The following is a 22,893-nucleotide window of genomic DNA, read 5'->3' as shown; positions in this document are numbered from 1 at the left end:
GCTTTTACTTCCAAATCGTTGTGAGTTACCTATAATAGCCCTACCCCGAAACGCCATAATAATTGGTAGGCTATGGATCAGAATAAAGAACTCAAAAAAGCAGGACTGAAAGTTACCCTGCCGCGCTTGAAAATACTGCAAATCCTTCAGGATCCAGACAACCAGCACATCAGCGCAGAAGATGTCTACAAAATCCTGATTGAGCATGGTGAGGAAATTGGCCTGGCCACCGTATACCGGGTGTTAAACCAGTTCGATGATGCAGGTATTCTCAACCGCCATCACTTTGAAGGCGGGAAGTCCGTATTTGAAATCAGTCATAAAGATCACCACGACCACCTGGTGTGTCTGAAGTGCGGAAAAGTCATCGAATTTGAAGATAATGTTATTGAGCGGCGCCAGGAAGAAGTCGCCAAACAGAATAAAATGAAGCTTACGCATCATAGTTTGTATCTGTATGGTGAGTGCACAGACGGTAACTGTGATCAGTCTGACTAAATTCCGGTAACTGCTACAAACAAGTACTAAGCCCGCTGAAGCGGGCTTTTTTTCTCGTGATTACACAAAGCTCTTCTGTCTCAATTAGTGTAATAATTTAGCAGGCAGGGCTTAATCTTCAGTACGGACACGTTGAGATACGGCCTGCAGTTTCGCTATCTCCGCAGGCGTTTTCAGTGCTTGCTCCGCATGCGACATAACTATACTAGCCGTTTCGATCGCGGCATTTTTAATATCTTCATTATCGAAAGATGCAAATGTTCGCAATGCTTTAAGATGCCGGATCACAACTTCAATTGTACCAGCGCCGTCCCTCGCAATGGCATTCATCGCATCCTCGAACAAATCGCTTATTGCAAGCTCAGGCACCGCCACGCGATCGTAGTCTACTCCCGTCTGCTTACCAACGTCTGGTTGCTGGGCGAATATTGTAAAAAGACGAACATAAATACCTATTATTTCGATGGCCGTTCCCGGATCGTTAACGGCTGGAGAAAGCGCACGACTTGCTATTTCAGATAGGGTAATCAGCCCGAAGCGGGGGTCATCATCAAATGTTCTATGTTTATCAATTATAAAGGCGTTAGTGATAGCATTGTTCTGAATCCCTTTGTCCATGTTCTCGCCTCCGCGTATAAAGGCCAAAGGCTGGGATAAGGTTACGAAGGTGCCTGGCAACACTGCAATTTCAACCAGAAATTCTTCACGCTCTGCAGTCTCTTGGAGTAAATCCATATCCAGCCGCTGGATATAACCAACCGTGTGGCCATAAACAGGCACTCCCTCTTTTCGCTGATCCGCTTTGGTACCACCCAGATATGGCTTTTCAGCACGCCGGTTAAGCGCATCTGCCGTGGCTTTTTCAACTTTGGCAATTGTGGTACTGAGACGGCCAAGTCGGGCGATACTATCCACCCATTTAATAAACCCCATTATGACGATCACGAAGACAATGATGGTGATGATAAAAAGGACAAACTTACCAGCTTTTTCGTAATAACCATTTATCAATGCAACTTGTGACACAATGCTGAATATGAAAGCCCCAATGAAGGTGGACAAGGCATTTTGAGAAACATCATCAGACACGACCAGAGTAAAAGCTCTGGGTGTAGCTGAACTGCTTGCGGATTGATACGCCGCCAGCATGGTGCCCACCGCGAATACAGCCATGACTAACATGCTTGCAGATATGATTTTAAGAAGCATTGTGATTGATTCAGTTTTCACGTCCGGCACATTTTGAACCAGGGCCAGCTGGTCAAATAGCTGGGCTACGAACGCGACTAAAACTGATATGAGACAAACGATTAAAGGCTTAACCCACAGTCTTTCAGCTGTTCGGCTAAGAAAGAACCTGATTTTATCTTCCATATTTGCTATCCAATAGTTCAGCAAGCAGATGTGACGGCTCAGGTAGAATGCTAAACACGTTCGCTATAACTAACGCCGTGATGCTTGCTACCTGCTACTCGCCCGGCGTAGGCACATCTTTTGCCCCCACCTTTTCTTCTTTTGAGATCGATTTCGCCCAGTCTTCTTCATCCTCATCAGTATCCAGTCCGTCCTGATTACTTTTTTGGACAGGGTTAAAAGATAGTTCTGTTAATAATGGAAAATGGTCGGAGCCGAAGTAAGGTAGCCGCTTTATCGAACTGACAGTAAAATGCTCGCTGTGAAACAGGTGGTCCAGAGGCCATCGAAAGCACGGATATTTGGCGTGAAATGTATTAAACATTCCTCGGCCCACACGCGGATCTAATAGCCCGCTCAACTTTCGAAATAAGCGCGTTGTGGACGACCATGCAACATCATTGAGGTCTCCGGTTACCACCACGGGTTGGTCACTTTCAGTCACACTCTTCGCTACAATAACCAGCTCCGCATCCCTCTCCGCAGATTCAGGATTTTCTGAGGGGCTGGGTGGTGCGGGATGAAGAAAGTGTATCCGTACCACATCCCCCGAGCGCAGCCTGACTTGTGCATGCATTGAAGGGATATCTTGTTCAACCAAAAAGGACGTTTCGATGTCCTCTAACGGTAGCCTGGAATATACGTGCATACCGTAAAGGTTATCCAATGGACATTTAATACTGTAGGGCATGTCAGTTTCCAGCTTATCAAGCTGATCTTGCCACCACTGATCGGACTCGAGTGTCACGAGTATATCGGGCGAATGCTGATTGACCAGGTTAACCAAGACATCGGCTTGACGGTTAGGCGTCAGTACGTTGGCAGTGAGAATTCTTAGCGCTCTGTCCGGAGCAGGATTGGTGGTCGGCTTTACCTCCACACGCCAAAGAGCCGTATACGGTAAAATCCACCAGAGTTGCCAAATCAAGCAGGCAATCGCGACCCCAAGCAGGAGCCAGGCCTGATAACCCGAATAATTAAGAAATGTAATTTGCGCAAGTATCATTAGAGCTGCAGCAATGGCTAATTGCATGCGAGGAAAATCCATACTCCTCACCACCCAATGCGGATTGCGCCACAAAGGTAACAGCGTTACGGTTGCCAATATGAACGTGGCTATAATAATTGTGACTTCCATACTTTTCCTTGTAGGTAATTTCACCTCTTCGGCTGATGACGACTGTATCTTCGCACCCCAGTGCTTTCACTGTTACCCATAGGTTAGAAGGTTATGCAAAAAAAACGATTAAATAGTCAATACGAAAAAGATGCTTCTACCACTTTGAAGAAACCACTATGAACTGAATAGAGAAAATGTGCGACTTATTTTGTGAAATGAAGAAAAAGGAGCCGCTGAAATATTTCAACGACTTGATCAGCCAGATTCTGCATCGGGATTTTATTTCAGAGAATAAAGTTGACGATGGTAGGTAGGTTCGTGACTTGGCTCGGTATCAGAGTGACTTTGGCCACTTTTGCTCCAGCAACTATAGAGTCATTAAACTATTTAATACCAACTAAAGAGTTAGTAAATACAAGGATACTTTCTAACCCTGACTGCAGGCAATTAAGGCGAACAACGTCACCGCTGAGAAAAACAATTCGTCAGGCACTGAATTTAATCGTATTAAATGCCGTCAATGCCTCATACCAGACCGGCCCGGCTTTACCGTTGCCTACCGGTTGCCCCTGAATCTCAGTAACCGGGGATATTTCTTTGCTGGCACTCGTTAGCCAGACTTCATCAGCCTGCTTTAACTCAGTGACTGTTAGCGGTCTTTCCCGGTGTGGAATATTCGCAGTTTGCAGCGCCTGCAAGGTAATTTTACGGGTTATGCCTGGCAGCAACTGATGGTCCAGTGATGGTGTAACAACTTCGCCATTGATCACCGCAAAGACATTGCAGGAGCTGGCTTCAGTCACCTCTTCCCCGGCATTGAATAAGATGGTCTCGTCCAACCCGCTTTGATAACTGTGCTGGTAGTGCATGACATTACCCAGCAAAGAGGTCGATTTTATATTACAGCGTTGCCAGCGGCGATCCTGCGCAAGCGCCACACGTAATCCTTTTACCTCGTCGCGATCACACTTCGGCGGGTTGGCCAGTTCAAAGGCAAAGGCAAACAGCGTAGGGCTCAGATCTTTCGGGTAAGCATGAAACCGCCGGGTATCTGTACCCCGGCTTACATGCAGGTAAATGCCAATGTAGCCACTGGGTATAAATGTCGCATTTTGTTGTAGCAGTTGATTCACTACCTCAAGCCAGTCCTCTGCGCTCATGCCCGATGCTATTTCCAACGCCTCAAGTCCTTCACCCATTCTGTCCATGTGTGCGCTGAAGCCAATCGTTTTGCCCTGGTGACACGGGATCACCTCGTAAATTCCGTCACCAAACAAAAACCCCCGGTCAAGCGGAGAAATTCGCGCCTCTGTGACCGGCAGGTAGTCGCCATTTAAATAGGCTATTGTCATGTATACTGCGATCCTGTCACCAACTGTCGTTGGCGTAATTTAAGTAAATAGGTTGCTCTGGCCTGCTCCGCATCTTGTGCCTCAAACTCTATCGGCTGGCCAGGCACCATCTGAGCGAGCCTGCTGATATCGTTCGTGGAGACGCAGCCGAGCTTGGGGTAACCACCGAGTGTTTGTCGGTCTCGCATCATCACAATTGGCTGACCGTCAGGGGGCAACTGAATTGCACCTAATGTGATCCCTTCCGAGCGTAATGCGTGCTCACTACATTGTATCGCGGTTCCGGATAAACGGTAGCCCATCCGGTCAATTTGCGGAGTAATTTTATAAACAGAGGAAAAAAACAATTGCTGACTCACCGGGCTAAACCAGTTGTACTGGTAGCCAGGAATGACGGCAAAAGGCGTATCAGGTGAATATGCCGGACGCATTGCCTCAGGTAGCTCCCGAATATCTTCGGTTATCCGGACGTCAATCGGAATAGCATCACCCGTTACCAGCGCGCTCCCATCGCGTGACAGCCCTCCTAAGTGTTCACGTATTACCGTACTGGCGCTACGGGCAACTTTGGGAACCTGCCATCGTCCACTCACCGCCAGGTAATGACGGGTTCCCATATTGTCGGGTGTGACAGACAACCTATCGCCGGCTTTAAGCCGGAGTGTGGTCCACATAGCATGAGATTTGCCGTTTACCTGGACCTCAGCACCGGGGCCGGTAACGGCAACGTTAATGGTCTGAGTGGCTTCAAATTCAGCTTCCCCCACCCATTCTATCTGTGGTGTGCTGCTCGGATTTTCACACAGCCAGTTCGCCCAGAAAAAGGCATCATCATCCATTGGGCCGGACTCACTGAATCCCTGTTGCTGGGCTGCGCCACGCCCATCGTCCATAATAAGTGCCTGCATACCCGGTGACTTCACCATGAGTGCACAGCATTTATCAGTTGTCATGCTGCTCTCCGTTGTTATATTCCTGCTCAGAAATCCCTACAAACTGCACTGTGTCACCTACCGCGAAACGGGCACTAGCTGATTCGCTATCAAATAACGGGGCGTTGGTGAGGCCGAGTAAATGCCAGCCCCCGGGCGATTCGCTCGGATACACGGCCGTTTGCCTATCGGCTATGGCTACCGCCCCTTCCGGCACGTGCTGGCGTGGCGAGTCCAGCCGTGGGCAGGCCAGGCGGGGATCAAGCTCACCAAGGTAAGCAAAGCCCGGTGCAAACCCTACCGCAAATACCCGGTATGTGGTCTCAGTGTGCAGTGCAATAATTTCATCCGTGGTGAGGCCGGTATGCCGGCTTATTTCCTTTAAATCGTTAGCGTCATCGGCTCCGTACCACACCTGTACCCTGTGGTGCTGCGGATCCCCGCTGGGATCGTTTTTTACGGTGCGACAATGGCGCAGAAACTGATATACACCATGGAAGTCTATGCATTCTGGTTTAAAAGAAATCACCAGCGAGTCATAGGAGGGCAATAGAGAAGTCAGCCAATCAGGCTTTGCAGCCCTTACTGTGTGAGCCCAGCGCTGACACCACGCATTCGCGGCAGCCACATCCTCGCCAGTAAAATACACAATAATGGCATTCATGCCTGCAGGCTGAATGGCTCTGATAGAGTCAAACGGCTGCATTATTTTTCGTGTCCATACGAATATTTTGCGCCAAGCTTGCGGTGGGTCAGTGCTAGTCGAATTTTTCGCGCCATGTCTACCGCACCGGGCGAATCACCGTGTACGCACAGACTGTCTGCCGCAATCGGGATTATGGCACCGGACTCCGTCACCACTTCCTGCTTATCCATAAATCTTTCGGCCTGGGTTAACGCTTCGTCGTCGCTGAGTACGGCGCCGTCACGATGGCGGGAAACCAGATAACCCTCATCGGTGTAGCGGCGATCAGCAAAGGCCTCAAATATTAGATTTATACCAATGTCCTTCGCCTGGGCCATCAGGGCAGCGTGATCGGGATGCGCCTGGATCATAAGGGAGAGCTCTCCATCGCCCGCTTCGTAAATCGCCTGCATCACTGTTTTACGTAAATTTACGTCCTGCATTAAATCATTGTACAGAGCGCCGTGGGGCTTCACGTAGCTCACCGCCCCGCCCTGCATCTTCGCCAGCCCGGCCAGCGCCGCAATCTGGTAGTGCAGGCAAGCTTTTAATTCTTCTGGCTTCATGCTCATACTGCGACGACCAAAGCCCTGTAGGTCGGGGTAAGACGGATGGGCGCCAATAGCCACATCATGCTCCAGGGCAAGCGCAATCGCACGCTTGAGCGTGACAGGGTCACCAGCATGAAAACCACATGCAATATTCGCCTGATCGATGTACACCATAATTTCGGTTTCCACCGGCATCGACCAGGCACCATAACTCTCACCTAAATCACAATTTAACTTCATAATGGTTTAGCTCTGTCCATGATTTCGTTACTATGTTACTCGTTCTTTCCTAAATTTCATGTCCTGATGATAAACCTTGGTAAAATTAATCGGCTCTATGTAGTGGCCGAATTCCCGTTTGGCTTCCAGCTAGCAGCCAGCCCTGATACCCATGATGACGACGAGCTCGTCACCTTATCTCGTGAACTGGCGCCCGCAGAAACCACCACTGGCACTCAGCTTGACGTATTTGTGCTTACGGATAACAGCGGCCAACTGATCGCTACCCCTCAAACGCCCAAAATACAGCAAGGCGAAGTAAAAGTGTTGCGCGCCGTAGGCGCGACCCATTTTGGTGCATTCTTCGACTGGGGCCTGGAAAATGACTTGCTGGTACCGGCAAATTATCAGGAATCACCGGTTAGTGAAGGCATGAACTATGTGGTTTATGCGTTTGTTGAAGATGCCACCGGGCGCTTACTTGGCGCCACCCGACTGCACCGGTTTTTTAAAGAAACAGCTCCCTATCTTAAAGTTGGCGATACCGTAGATGCACTGGTTTTTGCAAAAACCGACCTGGGCTACAAAGTATTACTGGATGAAAAATACCTTGGGCTGATTTTTCATAGCGAGGCACTTGTCCCGCTCAATATCGGTGATTCGTTGCCTGGGGTGGTTAAACACATTCGTGAAGACGGTAAAATTGATGTCAGCATGCAGCGCCAGGATCAGGCCGGCAGAGATGCGCTGCAGCAGGCCATTCTTGACGACTTGCGCGCGCATGGCGGGCTGTCCACGCTGACTGACAAAAGTCCGCCGGATGCTATCTACAAACATTTTAACGTGAGTAAAGCGGCGTACAAGAAAGCCCTGGGCGCATTGTTCAAACAGCGCCTGATTCATATAGATAAAGAAAAAATCCGTTTAATTGCTTAAAAAAGCAGTGTCGTTAAATAAAGAGGAAACAGCATGAAAGCAACGGTAAACTGGGATGGCGGCCTTAGCTTCACTGGCAATACCGATTCAGGTTACAGCACCGTAATGGATGGCGATGGCAACGCCATTTCACCGATGGAATCGGTTCTGGTGGCTGCAGGGGCATGCTCGAGCGTTGATGTCGTAGAAATTCTGAAAAAGGGTCGGTTTGAACTCACCGGTTGCCAGTGCGAACTGGATGCCACCCGGGCCGATGAGCCACCCCGGGTATTCACTGACATCAAGGCACATTATATTGTCACCGGCGAAGGTCTTACTGACAAAGCTGTGCAACGTGCCGTCGCCTTGTCTGCTGAGAAATATTGCTCAGTAATGCTGATGCTGGATGGCAAGGTTAATATTTCTACCAGTTACGAAATTAAAACCCCGGCCTGATAGCCTTTAGCCGGTATTTCCTCTGGCTTTACCGGCCCTCCTCTCTCACCCTGTTACGTCGTGCATGTGACCTTCCTGTCGCTATATTCATCAAATACTTACATAATTCTACTTTTCCCTACCTCCACATTCTTTTTAGCTTGCGCTAACGCCTCTCGGGCATTGTTGGCTATCTTAATTCGTCGAGCTTAACTCATAGGCTTATGCACTACCAAGTGGTCAGAACCGCTAATAATTGCGTTAACGGTTAATTAACAGCCTGTTCAATAAAATATAACTCATTGTATTTTTTACCTATTTGTATTTTTGGCGGCTGGCACAGCTCGTGCTGTATACCAGCATTACCAGATCAATAAGCAAGCAGGTTTTTACCATGGAATACACTACTACCCCTACTAAGCTCTCCCGGTTACTAATCATTAGCGCGGTGCTCGGCCTGGCTATTTCACTGAGCGGGTGCGAAAACGCTGAAGCTATCGACGTTGCTGAAACGCCAGAAGAACCCCTCATTGCCATCCCCGTAGAAACCCATCAAATCCGCAAAGGTGAAATAGCCTCTACTTACCAAACTACGGCCATTCTGGAAGCCAAGGAAGAGGCGTTTGTGGTAGCCAGGGCCTCGGGGATCATTGAACAAATTCTGGTCGAAGAAGGCGACTACGTTGAAAAAGGCCAGGTCCTTGCGCAGCTTGATAAAGAACGTTACGAACTGGGTCTTGCCAAAGCCCGTGCAGATTTACGCGGAATCGAGCAGGAACTGGCCAAGATGGATAAGGTTTACAGCAAAAAGCTTATCAGCGATGACGCTTATGAAAAGCTCACCGCACAATTCCAGTCTGCCGCTGCTTCGGTGCGTCTCGCCGAGCTTGATTTGAAAGAAGCCACCATTCGCGCTCCCATCAGCGGGTTTATCGCGGAGCGCAATGCCAAGGTAGGTAATCTGACAGAGTCATTTCAGCGTGAACGGATGTTTCACATTGTTCAGCAGCGTGAGCTGCAGGGCATTGTTTACCTCCCGGAAAGCCAGCTGCTGCAGATCCGCAAAGACCAGCCTGCTCAACTGATTGTGGCAGCCCTTGGGAATAGCAAGATGCCGGCTTATGTAGAGCGGATAAGCCCGGTCATTGATGCCAGTACCGGCACGTTTAAAGTCACTCTGCGGGTACCCAATGCCGGGCAAGCCCTCAAGGCCGGAATGTTCAGCGAAGTATCGCTGCAATATGCCACCAAAGCCAATGCCACCTTACTTCCGCGTAAAGCGCTGGTGAGCATTGATGATCAGCAAAGTGTGTTTGTGGTAAGCGATGGTGTGGCCAACAAAGTCCCCGTCACCACCGGCTTTGAACAGGGTGACATGATTGAAGTGGTTACAGGACTCACAGGGACTGAAAGCGTGGTAATCACCGGCCACCAGAACCTGAAAGATGCATCCCCCGTTGATGTAGTGAACGGCTAACGCCCGACATCGCCTTTACAAAAGGAATTCTGAACATGCGTATTGTGGATATTGCCGTAAAGCGGCCGGTGGCAGTGGCTATGTTTACCTTCGCCATACTGTTATTTGGTATGGTGTCGCTGGGCCGTCTATCAGTCAATTTATTACCTGAACTGTCTTACCCTACCCTTACCATTCGCACCGATTACACGGGTGCAGCGCCCGCGGAAATTGAACAACTGGTTTCCAAGCCCATAGAAGAAGCAATTGGTGTAGTAAAAGGGGTAAGAAGTGTGACGTCTACCTCCCGGGCCGGCCAGTCTGATGTAGTGCTGGAGTTTGCATGGGGCACTGACATGGACTTTGCGAGCCTGGAGGTAAGAGAAAAGCTGGATATTTTACAGCTGCCGCTGGATATCGATAAACCCAGACTACTGCGCTTTAACCCCAGCCTTGACCCTGTTCTACGGCTGGGGCTGGGATTCAGTGACGACATAGCCCAGACCACCAGCGCAGAAGCGATGAAACGCCTCCGGGAGTACGCTGAGCAGCAGGTAAAACGCAACCTGGAATCTATTGAAGGGGTCGCCTCTGTCAAAATAGGTGGCGGACTGGAAAATGAGATTCAGGTATTAATTAATCAGCAACGTGCCAGCCAGCTGGGTATTTCGTTGTCAGCAGTCATTGCCCGGCTGGAGCGGGAAAATGTCAACACCGCCGGTGGTCGCATTGAAGACGGTAGCCAGGCGTTTCTGGTACGTACACTGAATCAGTTTGAGAATCTTGATCAAATCAGGCAGTTATATATAGGCCGATTTGATAACCGGAATGTTCAGCTCAAAGACATTGCCACCGTGACGAATACGTTCCGCGAGCGCAATGCAATCACCCGTTTTAATGGTGTGGAAGGCGCTGAAATTGCGATTTATAAAGAGGGCGATGCCAATGCCGTCGACGTGGCGCAACGTGTCAGGGCGGCTGTCGACACTTTACAAAATACGATGCCGGCGCAGTACCAGCTCATGCTTGTGTATGATCAGAGCCAGTTTATTGAACAGGCAATTAACGACGTTAAATCTGCCGCACTGATTGGCGGCGTGCTTGCCATGTTGGTGTTATACCTGTTCTTGCGGGATTTCTGGCCAACCCTGATTATATCGGTGTCTATCCCCGTGTCCGTCATTGCGACGTTTAATCTGATGTACGGGAATGATATCAGTCTGAATATCATGAGCCTGGGTGGCATTGCGCTGGCCGTGGGTTTGCTGGTAGACAACAGCATTGTGGTGCTGGAAAACATTGACCGCCATCGTCGTCGCCAGGTCGACGTTACAAACCGTGAAGCTGCGGCCACCAGTGGCACGCGCGAAGTGTCTGGTGCCATTCTGGCGTCAACACTGACCACCATGGCCGTATTTGTGCCATTAGTCTTTGTAGAAGGTATAGCCGGGCAGTTATTTCGGGATCAGGCATTAACCGTGTCGTTTGCTTTACTGGCCTCACTGGTGGTGGCACTGACATTGATCCCTACCCTGGCCAGCCGTCAAAAACGTGAAACACCACAGCATAATGATGTCTTTGACACACCTCCGGCGCCCGGCCCGCAAACCCGCTGGGGTAAAACCGTCTACTGGCTAACCTTGCCACTTAAACTGCTGCTCCGCGTCCTGTTCGTCTACCTGCCCGCCGCATTGATGACCCTGATCCTCGGCGCCTGGCATCTGTGTGCTGCCGCCCTTCACTGGTTGTTTAAACCTTTCATCTGGGCATTTGCAAAACTGTATGCATTGATAGAGCGGGCGTATGACCGCCTGTTAGGCGCCGCCTTATCGGCACGCATACTGGTGCTGACAGTGGCAATGGTCTTTGCGGGACTGTCAGTGAGCTTACTGCCCAGGCTGGGCATGGAGCTCATTCCGACCATGTCGCAAGGGGAATTTGACGTTGAAGTGTCGTTGCCGGCAGGCACCCAAATTTCTCAGACCGACGCACTGTTGTCGAAACTGGCAACCCTTGCTCAGCAGCAGCCCGGTGTATCACGTACCTATTCACTGGCTGGTACCGGAAGCCTGGTAAGCGCCGCACCCAGTCAGGGCGGCGACCAATGGGGTAAGTTGAATGTGGTGATGGCACCCACGGCAGACGACCGCCAAATTGATCAGGTCAGAACGGTATTGCGCACGTTTCTGGCACGTCAGGCGGGTGTGCAGAGCCAGTTTGGCGAGCCTGAACTGTTTAGCTTTGATGCCCCCATTCAAATAGAACTTCAGGGCTATGATCTTAACCTGTTACAACGCCATAGCCAGGCCATCAGTGAAGCGCTTGCTGCAGAGCCGCGTTTTACCGACGTAACCACTACCCTGCGTTCAGGTAACCCGGAACTGAAAATTGCCTTCAACCATGCCCGGCTGTCACGGCTCGGTCTGGACGCCGCCGGGGTGTCGGAACTCATCGCTGCCAAAATAGGCGGCCAGGTAGCAACCCAATATAGCCTGGAAGATCGCAAGGTGGATGTGCTGGTGCGCACCGAAGAAGGTCAGCGGGATAACGTCACTGATGTGGGCGCTATCATTGTGAATCCCGGCAGTGACCGCCCGATCCCGCTGAATGCGGTGGCCGATGTCTATATGAGCGTCGGGCCCAGTGAAATCACCCGCGTCGGACAACAACGTGTAGCGCTGATTGAGGCCAACCTTGCTTTCGGTGACCTGGCGCAGGGCGTCAGCAACGCGCAACAAATTCTGGTAGATATTACCCTGCCGGTGAGCTTGCGCGCCACCGTAGCCGGTCAAAGTGAAGACATGCAACAAAGTTTCCGTTCGCTGCAGTTTGCCCTGGCACTGGCCATTTTTATGGTCTATCTGGTCATGGCCTCGCAGTTTGAGTCGTTGCTGCACCCACTGCTGATTTTGTTTGCCGTGCCGCTTGCCGGCGCCGGCTCGGTTTATGGTTTATGGCTAACCGGTACTCATCTGTCGGTGGTGGTATTTATTGGCCTTATCATGCTGGCCGGGATAGTTGTCAATAACGCCATTGTGCTGGTAGACCGTATCAATCAGCTTCGCGCCCAGGGCATGGTTAAACACGAAGCGATTGTGGCGGCGGCGAAAAGTCGCCTGCGGCCTATTGTGATGACCACACTGACCACCATTCTGGGGCTATTACCTATGGCCATCGGCTTCGGCGATGGCGCAGAAGTACGTACCCCTATGGCGGTGACAGTCATTTTCGGGCTGCTGTTCTCAACGCTGCTTACCCTGGTGCTGCTGCCTGTACTCTACAGCCTGTTCGACACCAAGGTGTATAGCACGGCGTCCACTGACAGCGGGGAGAAAGTCTATGGATAAGTTCGCCCACGCTGGGACCGGGCTGGCACGGTTTGCGATGGCCCGCCCGGTTACTGTGTCTATGTGTTTTTTGTCCATGCTGCTGTTTGGTATTGTTGCGGGGCGCCTACTGCCACTGGAAAAGTTTCCCGGCATCGACATACCCGAAATGGTGGTTAACATCCCCTACCCGGATGCCACACCGGCAGAAATCGAGCGGATGATAACCCGGCCTGTAGAAGAGGCCATTGCCACTATGTCAGGCATCAAACGCCTGAATGCCCGCTCTTTTGAAAACCGGGCTGAAATCTATGTCGAGTTTAGCTGGGATGACAATGTTAAGGCCAAGAGCATTGAAGCCCGCGAAAAAATTGACGCCATTCGTCATCTGCTACCGGACGATATTGAACGGATCATGGTGTATAAGTTTAACACTAATGATATGCCCATTTTTCAGCTACGGGTTTCCAGTGAACGGGACCTTTCTAACGCCTATGACTTATTAGAGCGCAACCTTAAACGCCCGCTTGAAAGGGTGGCCGGTGTGTCGCGGGTTGAGCTCTACGGCGTACTTAAAAAACAAATTACCGTTCGTTTACAACCACAAAAAATTGCCGCCCTGCGCATAGACACCGAACAGCTTGGTCAACGCCTGCAGGCAGCAAACTTCTCGATGACAGCAGGCCACATTCTGTCTATGGATCAGAAAATTGTGGTTAACCCCATGGGTGAATTTACGGACATACAGGACGTTAAAAATCTGTGGGTGCGTGACGGCGTCCGTTTGTCTGATATTGCGGAAATCAGTTATGAAACGCCTGCGCGTACCGAAGGGCGGCACCTGGATCGTACCTTTGCGGTGGGATTCAATATATTCCGCGAGTCTGGCAGTAACCTGGTAGAGGTTTCTGAGCGGGTCATGCGTGTTATTAATGCCGCCAAAGCCGACCCTGCTTTCAACGGTATCAGCTTGTTTGTGATGGACGATACGGCCAAAAGTGTCACCTCGTCACTGGGTGATCTGGTCGCAGCCGGATTGCTGGGCGCAGTGTTGTCCGTGGTGGTACTGTTCTTGTTCATTCGCCAGTTACCCACCACGCTCATTGTGGTGTTATCGGTGCCCTTTTCCATCTGTATCACGCTCGGCCTGATGTACTTGCTCGGTTACAGCCTGAACATTCTGTCGTTGATGGGTCTGATGCTGGCTATTGGCATGTTGGTAGACAATGCGGTGGTTATCACCGAAAGTATCTTCCAGGAGCGCAGTCAGGATGCTAACGCCGCGCTGGCCACCCAGCGAGGGGTGGGCAAAGTCAGCCTCGCGGTGGTCGCTGGAACTACCACTACCGCTATTGTATTTCTGCCGAATATTGTGGGAGTGAAGATTGATCTGACCGTATTTCTGGAGCATGTGGCCATTGCCATATGCATTTCCCTGTTTGCGTCGTTAATTATCGCACAAACACTTATTCCGTTACTCGCCTCGCGCATTCGCCTGCCCCGGCATGCCCAGCAAAAAACACCCCGCTATATAGCCGGGTATGGAAACGTATTGCGCTGGACCATGGCGAATCAGGGTAAAACGGCATTAGTGGCGCTGGCTATTCTTGCCAGTACTGCTATCCCACTTAGTGTGGTAAGTGACGATGACGAAGGCAACAATAATGTAGAGCGCATCTGGCTCAACTATCATGTCACCCAAAACTACACCCTGGATGAAGTGGAAAAAACGGTCGACAGAATGGAAGCTTATCTCTATGCCAATCAGGAGCGTTTCCACATTAAGCAGGTGTACAGCTATTTTACCGCGGGCTTTGCAGTGTCAGGGATCACGCTGAACGACGATTTACCGGTGCCGCTGGAAGAGTTAAAAGAGAGGATCCGTGAAGATATGCCGGCTTTCGTTCGTGCGCGTCCGTCCTTTCAATGGGATTCAGGCAACGGGGGCGGCGTACGGCTTACGTTATTGGGCGAATCCTCGGATCGTTTGTTGCAACTGGCCGATCAGGTAGTGCCTGTACTGGCCAGTATCGAAGGCCTGAAAGATGTGAAGGCCGACACAGGCTCGCAGCGTGACGAACTGCAAATTCGTATCAACCGTGAAAAAGCCCATCGTCTTGGCCTCAACGTCAGTGACGTAGCCAGCCTGGTAGCCACGGCCTTACGGGGTAACAACCTGCGTACCTTTCGCTATGGCGACAGTGGTGAAGTCAGCGTACGGCTCATGTACGGGGCTGACGTCCAGCGTTCGCTGGAGTCACTGAAAAACATATATATCACTCATATTCAGGGGCAAAGCGTTACCCTGAACATGCTGGCCGATATGACCATCGTCCCACAGTTATCACAAATTAATCGTAGCTACCGGCAAACCGCACTGACGGTGGGTGCGAATCTCGATGAAAAAACCACCATAGAGCAAGCCAGAGAACGCATTGAAACTGCCATGCAGTACATTGATTTGCCTACCGGGTATTCGTGGACACTGGATGGCAGTTTTCAGCGCCAGGACGAAGCCAATGCGGTGATGCAAATGAATATGTTATTGGCGGTATGCATGATTTATGTGGTGATGGCCGCCCTGTTCGAATCATTGCTGCTACCCACCGCCGTGATTACTTCATTGCTGTTTTCTTACACGGGCGTGTTCTGGGCGTTTATGCTGACGGGTACACCTATGTCTATCATGGGCATGATAGGCATGCTGGTATTAATGGGTATCGTGGTGAATAACGGTATTGTGCTGGTAGACAGAATAAACCAGCTCATTGACCAGGGCCTGAGCTTGTACGATGCGGTAGCGGAAGGTTGTCAGTCAAGGATCCGACCTATTCTGATGACGGTGGCAACCACTGTACTGGGTTTACTTCCTCTGGCATTCGGAAGTACCCGAATTGGTGGTGACGGTCCGCCCTACTCGCCTATGGCCATCGCCATAACCGGTGGCCTGGTATTTTCAACGCTGACGAGTTTGTTTCTTGTTCCGCTGGCCTATGTGCTGTTGCTCAGACTCCGTTTTCACAGTCAGCGGTTGCTGAGTGAAAGCCGGGTCCGGGTTGCGCGCTGGGTACGGGTGTGACCCTATTATCATTCGCCAGCCATAACCTGAATGACGGGTGCGAAGGTGGTTTTCCACTACTGCTCGCACCCGTTTTAACAGACAACCCACGCTTAACTACGTGACGTCAGGTACTCGTACACATCGCCCGCACCGCGTTGCATAGAGAAGTCGATGAGGGTTTCACCATTACAGGTTAGTCCGTTGTCGGCGGTGACCAGGCGTAACACCTCACGCTGGCTTGCACCAATGCGACCAACATTGCGAGACAGGTTAGCACGTAGTACGCGTACATCGTCCATAACCACAGCCTTACAAAAGCCAGAGAATTGCGTGTCACCTACAAAGCGTACATCTTTGTTTGGTGCAGCAGCCAACGTACTGGCAGATACCGCAGCCAGGCCAAGAGCCAGAGTTATCGATTTTACAGTTTTCATGACATTATCCTCATAACGTGATGTCGTTTAGCACCCGACGATTTGCCTGAGTGCCATTTAGTTATGCATCAATCTCAGAGGATTTTCTGTTGGTTTATTGTTGAGGGTGGGTAAAAGGTTGGTAAATCAAGATGTTACAAAAGCTTTAAAACTGTATGCCTTTGATTTTACTTATCTATTTATAAACACTTATGCTGAAAATGAATTATCAAGCCAATCGTAATAACTAATGCGTCTTAGCCTAAAGTCTACATTTAGCTCACCTGGTTATTTAGTTACATGGAAATTCACAAATATTGCGGGTTTTTTACGCACCTAGCGTAAAAAACCCGCACTTTATGAAAGTTAATTACAAGAAACTACTCGTATTTACGCTCACGTTTCGTGGCGATAGCGTCGATATACGCATGCCATGAGGCATAGCCTAGCAACGGCATAAGTACCACAAAGCCAATAAAGCCGGTGATAAAACCGAGTACCACTGCAGTGAAAATTATCCCGCCCCAGATCAACATTGGCACTTTGTTCACCCATACTGCATTGACGCTGGTTAATATGGCAGTCGCCAAATCAACTTTTCTCTCCATCAGGATAGGCTGAGTAAACGCGGTAATCAGTAGCATACCGATGGTGAACAGCGCCCCTACAATGGTGCCCATCACCAGAAACGGCATCAGGCTTTCCAGCGTTTCGTCAAGATACGGTGGGTACAGCGCATGAATCAGGGAGGCTACCCGTAACCAGAATATCATCAGGATCATGAGTAAGATGCCAAAGCCCCACTCGTTTACTGCGTTACGGCGCATAGAACGAAGTGAGTGGCGTAGTGACGGTTTGTGGCCTTTTTCCAACTCCCAGCTGATGTCATATAATCCTGCTGCGAGAAACGGGCCTATCAACATAAAGCAGACAATGGCAGGCATAATCACCAGGTGCCAGCCAGTCATAGCCACCAGCAGCGTTATGCACCATGGAATAATGGCGAACATGACCCCATAAAAGACTGTCAGGCCCGGTGTTTTGAGCATGTCGCGAAGACCGAGCGCTAACCATTTTATGGGATCACCCACATCCAGTTCTTTACAGGGTATAACCCGGGCGATTTTACTTTCCGTGATGGCATTTTGTGGTGTTTCTTTAAAATGCTGTGACATAGCATCCCCTTACCTTGTGTTTTTATCCGCGTTCCCAACGCCTTAAAGCAACGTGCTAAAAACCAGGAAACGCTGATCCCTACGATAGGCCGAGTTGCACCAATTAACAACCCGTTAACATGAAATTTACGCAAGCTTTATACAAATGTCTATGGGGATGGCAGCCTCCTGAGTCATATATCGCAACTACGATGAAATGGAGGCGCTGTTGAGCCGTGAGGAATTGTCACAAGCTGTCATTGGCTGCCAGTGAATACAGGCGGAGAAATACCTACTCACTGCTGCATTTAGCTCGCCGAACCGGGTGATCGGCTTCACCTCACCCGTAATCATCTCGTACACGAATCGATGGCAATTATTATTCAGTACATCGTACTCAGAATAGCTATACACCCGGGCCAGGGCGCGCGCGGCGGCCTTAGGGTCTACCAGCGGCCTGTGATTGCTGTGACAGGCAATATAAATACGTTCTCCCGACCGGTTATGCAGGAAGCGCTCAGGCGATATCCCGCGGACCAGTCCATTGCCTTTCAATTCAATAATATTGCCACCCAGCCATATCCCGGTGTGCTGGAACAAACCGTATATCCCACAACAGACCAGCGCACCATCAACAGGCTTCACCTGTTCGGCATGTTCGCCGGGAAAATGACGGATGTGACCGTCTGCCTTCTGCTGTTCACGGACCCACTGACTGGTGGCATAAGCTGCGGCCAGGCCAGCGCCAAGCCACAATAGTGGTAACGGCATAATTCACCTCGGTCGCTTTTTAGTAAGTAAAGCTGCAAAAACGGGGCACCGCAATGTCATCTCACAGCTAAACTGTATAAAGTTGTGTCAGACCGGTTGCCAGCCTGGATACGACTGACCAGAACGCAGCAAAATCAGGGGTTCACAAGGTAAAATAAGGGTTAGCCAGCGGCGCTCCTTTGCGATACTCTGAAATTATGTAAATCAAGCTGATAGACCATGAAAACCGTAGCACGCTCTCATAAACTGGATAATGTCTGTTACGACATTCGCGGCCCCATTGCTGCTCAGGCAAGAAAAATGGAAGACGAAGGCCACCGCATTCTCAAACTAAACATTGGTAACCCGGCCCCGTTTGGTTTTGATGCTCCCGATGACATTCTTAAAGACGTCATTCATAACCTGCCCACCTCGCAAGGGTACTCAGACTCAGCAGGCATCTACGCAGCCCGTGTAGCGGTAATGCAGTATTACCAACAAATGAACATCAAAGATATTCGGGTAAATGATGTTTATATTGGCAATGGCGTCAGTGAAATGATCATGATGGCTATGCAGGCACTGCTGAACCAGGGTGACGAAGTGCTGATCCCCAGCCCCGATTATCCGCTATGGACTGCTGCAGTCAGCCTGTCTTCAGGTTCGCCGGTTCACTACCGGTGCGATGAGCAGGCTGGTTGGTTTCCGGACATTGATGACATAAAAAGCAAGATCACCAGCAAAACCCGCGCAATTGTACTGATAAACCCCAACAACCCTACCGGCGCCGTATACAGCGAAGCGCTATTGCAGGAAGTGGTAAGCCTTGCCCGGGAACATCAGCTGGTGATCTTCAGTGATGAAATTTACGACAAGATTTTATATGACGGCGCACGCCATACGTGTATCGCCTCGCTGGCCGATGATGTGTTCTGTGTCACGCTGGGCGGGTTGTCGAAAAACTACCGTGTGGCGGGTTTTCGCGCCGGGTGGCTGGTAGTCAGCGGCAATAAGCGTATCGCCAGTGATTATATTGAAGGACTGAATATTCTCGCCTCCATGCGCATGTGCGCCAATGTGCCATGCCAGAGTGCTATTCAGACCGCGCTGGGGGGTTATCAGAGCATTAATGACCTCATTAGCGATAACGGGCGCCTCAAATTGCAGCGGGACCTCGCCAGCGACATGCTTAATAGTATTGATGGAATCTCGTGCGTGAAGCCGAATGGCGCCATGTACTGTTTTGCCCGGGTGGACGAGAAAAAATTCAATATCAGGAATGACGAGCAAATGATTCTGGACTTACTGCGGGAAGAAAAAATACTGCTGGTACATGGCCGCGCGTTTAACCTGCACGATGGCGTGTATTTCCGGTTGGTGTTTTTGCCCCACTGTGATGTGTTATCGCCCGCACTCACCCGCATCGGCCGGTTTTTCTCGCAATACAGTCAGGGAGTCTGATGGTGTCTGACAAAAGTCATTTTTTCGCTCACCTGTCACGCATGAAGCTCATCAACCGCTGGCCGCTGATGCATAATGTGCGTACCGAGAATGTGCAGGAGCACAGTTTACAGGTTGCCATGGTGGCACATGCGCTGGCCTTGATTAAAAACAAGTTTTTTGGCGGTACTCTGAATGCTGAGCGGATTGCCACCATCGCACTTTTTCATGATGTGTCTGAGGTGCTTACCGGTGATTTGCCTACCCCGGTGAAGTATTTTAATCCGGCCATAAAAGACGAATATAAAAAAATAGAGAAAATTGCTGAGAATAAGCTCATAGAAATGGCCCCGGAAGCTTTTCGGGATGATTACGCGGCGTTAATTGATGGTGCCCGGCACAGTGAGGAGGAAGCGTTTATTGTTAAAGCTGCCGATGTGTTGTGTGCTTACCTTAAAACCCTGGAGGAATTGTCTGCGGGCAATCAGGAATTCAAACTGGCTAAAAAACGTCTGGATACCTTGCTTAAAACCTATCATTCGGACGAGGTAGATTATTTTCTTACCCGGTACGTGCCCAGTTTTTCACTCAGCCTTGATGAAATCACCCAGGACGACCACGAGTAGCGGTTATTACAGGAGTTAGCAGTGTCAAAACACACACCCATAGCAAGTGACTGGGAGTCAGCCTGGTTTGAACGCCATTTACCGCGCACCCAAAGCCGGGATGGTGATCACCGCTCCCCTTATCAGCGCGACAAAGCCAGGGTACTGCATTCTGCTGCGTTCCGCCGGCTGCAGGCAAAAACCCAGGTGCTGGGTGTGGGGCTAAGTGACTTTTACCGGACCCGACTAACCCATTCGCTGGAAGCTGCACAGATTGGCACCGGCATCGCCGCCCAGCTGGCCGGCAAATACCCTGAGCTTGCCGCCATGCTACATATGGATGCCACGCTCATTGAAACTCTGTGCCTGGCTCATGATATTGGCCACCCACCGTTTGGCCATGGTGGCGAAGTAGCACTGCATTATATGATGGAACAACATGGCGGTTTTGAGGGTAACGGACAGACGTTTCGTATCATTACCCAGCTGGAGCCGTATACTGCCGAGAATGGCATGAACCTGAGCCGCCGCAGCGTGCTCGGGTTAGTAAAGTACCCTAACTTTATTGATGCACTGAGTGAAAGTGTGGTCTATCCCAAGCGGCCCGCTTCACTGCGACAGGTTAAAGCCAGTGACTGGCACCCGCCAAAGGGGCTGTTTCGTTGTGATGAGCCGCTGCTTGACTGGCTGCTGGCGCCACTACCCGAGAACGATCGGGAACAATTCATGAGCTACGACAGTGGCCTGGGCAAGGCGGGCAAAACCCGTTATAAGTCGTTTGACTGTTCCATCATGGAGTTAGCAGATGATATTGCCTACGGGATCCACGACCTCGAAGACAGTATTGTTATGGGCATGGTGACCCGTGACGATTTCAGCGAGCAGGTGGCCACTCCTCTGCAGGCATTACCGGTGCCAGCGCTGGCAGCCCTTGGCCAGGATCTGCCGGAACGCCTGTTCAGTGAGCACCACCACGAACGCAAAAATGCTATCGGGGCGCTGGTCAATGCCTTTATCACCGCTATTAACATTGAACCACTTGAACAATTTAGCCACCCCTTGTTGGCATATAATGCCCGCTTACCTACCGCATTTTCCGAAGCGTTAGAGTTATTTAAACGCTTTGTGTATAACAAGGTTATTCGTCGGCCCGATGTGCAAATGCTTGAATATAAGGGCCAGCTGGTGGTAATGGAATTATTTGAGGCGTTGAGTTCTGATCCGGAGCGACTGCTTCCAGAGAACACCCAGGCGCGCTGGCGAACGGCTCAGGCCAGTGGTAATGGCATGCGGGTTATTGCCGACTATATTTCCGGGATGACAGACGAGTTTGCTGCCCGCCTTTACAGCACGTTGTTTGTCCCCAAACAAGGTACATCTCAGGATAGCTTGCATATGTAGTGGGAGGCGTGGCACTCCTTTGCTGTCAGGCTATGAGGATTGCCACGAGCGATGCGCAGTGGCCGGCACGAGTCCGGTTGCGACTTAACTATCCGGCAAAATTACTCCCCCTGCTCCTGCAGTTTTTTATTGAAGAAGTATCTGGAGGCAACAAGAGTGAAAGCACTCACGATCAGGCCCAGTCCAAGAACTACCCAGTGGACGGTGCTGAGCTCATTATCCTGATCCAGCATAGCCCGTCCCCCCATCCATCCTAAGTAAACATACAGCGCTGCTATCGGAAACTGACCGATAAGGGTGAACACAGCGTACTTCATATATCTTAAGTCAGTCACTCCAAGCCCGTAGTTTTTAACTACAGCAGGAATGAAGGGGTTGAGTCTGAGCAGCAAAATGACTTTAGCACTGTCGGTTTGCACCAGCTTCAGGGTTTCATTGCCATTTTTAACCCGCTTCACTTTGTCACATACATAATCGTGTAACAAAAAGCGCGAAATGAAAAACGTTATACTTGCTGCCCCCAAACCGCTCACGCTCGCCACAATTATCGCTTCGGTAAAACTAAACAGAACTCCAGCGGTAATATTGAACAATGAGCTGGGAAAAGACAGGCTCACCAGCGTTACGTAGAGCATGGCATATACCACCACTGACCAGCGACCGAAGGAGTTGATATAGCTCAGCCCGTCCCTTAATTGCTCTTCAGTAATTAAAAATTTCCAACATACAATCGCCAGTGTCGCGATACTTGCGAATATTACACAAACCTTTAAAAGCGACTTATGTGCACGTTTCATAGGGTGTCCCGGTGTAAGCATTACATTTAATGCTGAATACGGACCAGTCAGGAAATTACTGGACTGAACCTCACACAGCTATTTTGGTTGGTTAACGCCATCTCTAACGATTTTTATATAACCATTTAATAGCTACTGCATTTCTTCGAATTTCTATCACTCGATGTGGGCGGTATTTTTAATAGAGTTAGTAACCACCGTTGGCCGGTACCGTGAGAATTACTGCTGAGCACTCTTCGCCAGTTCTTTATTTATTTTCAATCTATCGCTCAACTCTTTGCGTACCGAAGCTAAGACACCGATATACCTTCGGCGTAAAAACAGTTGGTGTTATTACGTAAATTCTTTTGGTGGGCAAATAGTAAGGGTG

Annotated in this window: 19 protein-coding genes; 9 read left to right on the top strand and 10 right to left on the bottom strand. The window is 50.2% G+C overall.

What is annotated here, in order from left to right; all coding sequences use genetic code 11:
• Positions 1–72: 72 nt before the first annotated feature.
• Positions 73–498, top strand: coding sequence for a ferric iron uptake transcriptional regulator (gene fur, locus OCL06_RS05245; protein WP_262992691.1), 426 nt, complete (start codon positions 73–75; stop codon positions 496–498).
• A gap of 111 nt (positions 499–609) precedes the next feature.
• Here fur and OCL06_RS05240 read toward each other — a convergent pair whose 3' ends face one another.
• From OCL06_RS05240 to OCL06_RS05215, 6 genes are all read right to left on the bottom strand, one after another.
• A complete protein-coding gene (locus OCL06_RS05240) occupies positions 610–1,872 on the bottom strand; it encodes a DUF2254 domain-containing protein (protein WP_262992690.1) in 1,263 nt (420 codons plus the stop codon).
• A 94-nt stretch (positions 1,873–1,966) separates the two neighbouring features.
• Positions 1,967–3,049 carry an endonuclease/exonuclease/phosphatase family protein gene (locus tag OCL06_RS05235; RefSeq protein WP_262992689.1) on the bottom strand — a complete coding sequence of 361 codons (1,083 nt, stop codon included), beginning with the start codon at positions 3,047–3,049 and terminating at the stop codon, positions 1,967–1,969.
• A 467-nt stretch (positions 3,050–3,516) separates the two neighbouring features.
• Positions 3,517–4,383 (bottom strand): aminotransferase class IV, encoded by an 867-nt coding sequence (locus tag OCL06_RS05230; protein ID WP_262992688.1) that lies wholly within the window; start codon positions 4,381–4,383, stop codon positions 3,517–3,519.
• Positions 4,380–5,336, bottom strand: a complete 957-nt coding sequence (locus OCL06_RS05225) for a 5-oxoprolinase subunit C family protein (protein WP_262992687.1) — start codon at positions 5,334–5,336, stop codon at positions 4,380–4,382. The genes OCL06_RS05230 and OCL06_RS05225 overlap by 4 nt, the downstream gene beginning before the upstream one ends.
• Positions 5,326–6,021 carry a 5-oxoprolinase subunit B family protein gene (locus OCL06_RS05220; RefSeq protein WP_262992686.1) on the bottom strand — a complete coding sequence of 232 codons (696 nt, stop codon included), beginning with the start codon at positions 6,019–6,021 and terminating at the stop codon, positions 5,326–5,328. Before OCL06_RS05220 ends, OCL06_RS05225 begins: the two co-directional genes overlap by 11 nt.
• The gene (locus OCL06_RS05215; RefSeq protein WP_262992685.1) at positions 6,021–6,791 is read right to left on the bottom strand and encodes a 5-oxoprolinase subunit PxpA; all 771 of its coding nucleotides are present in this window, start codon (positions 6,789–6,791) and stop codon (positions 6,021–6,023) included. Before OCL06_RS05215 ends, OCL06_RS05220 begins: the two co-directional genes overlap by 1 nt.
• An 18-nt stretch (positions 6,792–6,809) precedes the next feature.
• Here OCL06_RS05215 and OCL06_RS05210 point away from each other — a divergent pair, with 18 nt between their 5' ends.
• The 5 genes from OCL06_RS05210 to OCL06_RS05190 all read left to right on the top strand — a co-directional run bounded on the left by OCL06_RS05210 (position 6,810) and on the right by OCL06_RS05190 (position 15,981).
• Positions 6,810–7,706: a CvfB family protein gene (locus OCL06_RS05210; RefSeq protein ID WP_262992684.1), complete on the top strand. Its 897-nt coding sequence runs from the start codon at positions 6,810–6,812 to the stop codon at positions 7,704–7,706.
• 33 nt (positions 7,707–7,739) lie between these two features.
• Positions 7,740–8,141 carry an OsmC family protein gene (locus tag OCL06_RS05205; RefSeq protein WP_262992683.1) on the top strand — a complete coding sequence of 134 codons (402 nt, stop codon included), beginning with the start codon at positions 7,740–7,742 and terminating at the stop codon, positions 8,139–8,141.
• Positions 8,142–8,514: 373 nt separating this feature from the next.
• Positions 8,515–9,597, top strand: a complete 1,083-nt coding sequence (locus OCL06_RS05200) for an efflux RND transporter periplasmic adaptor subunit (protein ID WP_262992682.1) — start codon at positions 8,515–8,517, stop codon at positions 9,595–9,597.
• 35 nt (positions 9,598–9,632) lie between these two features.
• The gene (locus tag OCL06_RS05195) at positions 9,633–12,923 is read left to right on the top strand and encodes an efflux RND transporter permease subunit (RefSeq protein ID WP_262992681.1); all 3,291 of its coding nucleotides are present in this window, start codon (positions 9,633–9,635) and stop codon (positions 12,921–12,923) included.
• Entirely contained in the window at positions 12,916–15,981 is a 3,066-nt protein-coding gene (locus OCL06_RS05190; protein WP_262992680.1) for an efflux RND transporter permease subunit, read from the top strand. Before OCL06_RS05195 ends, OCL06_RS05190 begins: the two co-directional genes overlap by 8 nt.
• Before the next feature lie 92 nt (positions 15,982–16,073).
• Here OCL06_RS05190 and OCL06_RS05185 read toward each other — a convergent pair whose 3' ends face one another.
• The 3 genes from OCL06_RS05185 to OCL06_RS05175 all read right to left on the bottom strand — a co-directional run bounded on the left by OCL06_RS05185 (position 16,074) and on the right by OCL06_RS05175 (position 18,301).
• Positions 16,074–16,397 (bottom strand): DUF3718 domain-containing protein, encoded by a 324-nt coding sequence (locus tag OCL06_RS05185; RefSeq protein ID WP_262992679.1) that lies wholly within the window; start codon positions 16,395–16,397, stop codon positions 16,074–16,076.
• Between the two features lie 359 nt (positions 16,398–16,756).
• Complete coding sequence (locus OCL06_RS05180) at positions 16,757–17,551, bottom strand: DUF2189 domain-containing protein (RefSeq protein ID WP_262992678.1); 795 nt, start codon at positions 17,549–17,551, stop codon at positions 16,757–16,759.
• A gap of 186 nt (positions 17,552–17,737) precedes the next feature.
• On the bottom strand, positions 17,738–18,301 hold the full coding sequence (locus OCL06_RS05175) for a hypothetical protein (RefSeq protein ID WP_262992677.1): 564 nt from the start codon (positions 18,299–18,301) through the stop codon (positions 17,738–17,740).
• 219 nt (positions 18,302–18,520) lie between these two features.
• Here OCL06_RS05175 and OCL06_RS05170 point away from each other — a divergent pair, with 219 nt between their 5' ends.
• Genes OCL06_RS05170 through OCL06_RS05160 form a run of 3 tightly spaced genes read left to right on the top strand, consistent with a single transcriptional unit; the run spans position 18,521 to position 21,726 of the window.
• Positions 18,521–19,741, top strand: a complete 1,221-nt coding sequence (locus tag OCL06_RS05170; protein ID WP_262992676.1) for a pyridoxal phosphate-dependent aminotransferase — start codon at positions 18,521–18,523, stop codon at positions 19,739–19,741.
• 2 nt (positions 19,742–19,743) lie between these two features.
• Positions 19,744–20,346: a 5'-deoxynucleotidase gene (gene yfbR, locus OCL06_RS05165; protein ID WP_373318455.1), complete on the top strand. Its 603-nt coding sequence runs from the start codon at positions 19,744–19,746 to the stop codon at positions 20,344–20,346.
• Between the two features lie 21 nt (positions 20,347–20,367).
• Positions 20,368–21,726 (top strand): anti-phage deoxyguanosine triphosphatase, encoded by a 1,359-nt coding sequence (locus tag OCL06_RS05160; RefSeq protein ID WP_373318444.1) that lies wholly within the window; start codon positions 20,368–20,370, stop codon positions 21,724–21,726.
• Positions 21,727–21,827: 101 nt separating this feature from the next.
• Here OCL06_RS05160 and OCL06_RS05155 read toward each other — a convergent pair whose 3' ends face one another.
• Positions 21,828–22,523, bottom strand: coding sequence for a TVP38/TMEM64 family protein (locus OCL06_RS05155; protein ID WP_262992674.1), 696 nt, complete (start codon positions 22,521–22,523; stop codon positions 21,828–21,830).
• Positions 22,524–22,893 lie beyond the last annotated feature (370 nt).

This window comes from Alteromonas salexigens (genome assembly GCF_025628895.1).
Classification (GTDB): domain Bacteria; phylum Pseudomonadota; class Gammaproteobacteria; order Enterobacterales; family Alteromonadaceae; genus Alteromonas; species Alteromonas salexigens.
Note: the sequence above shows the minus strand (reverse complement) of the source record. Positions and strands in the feature narration are given on the sequence as shown.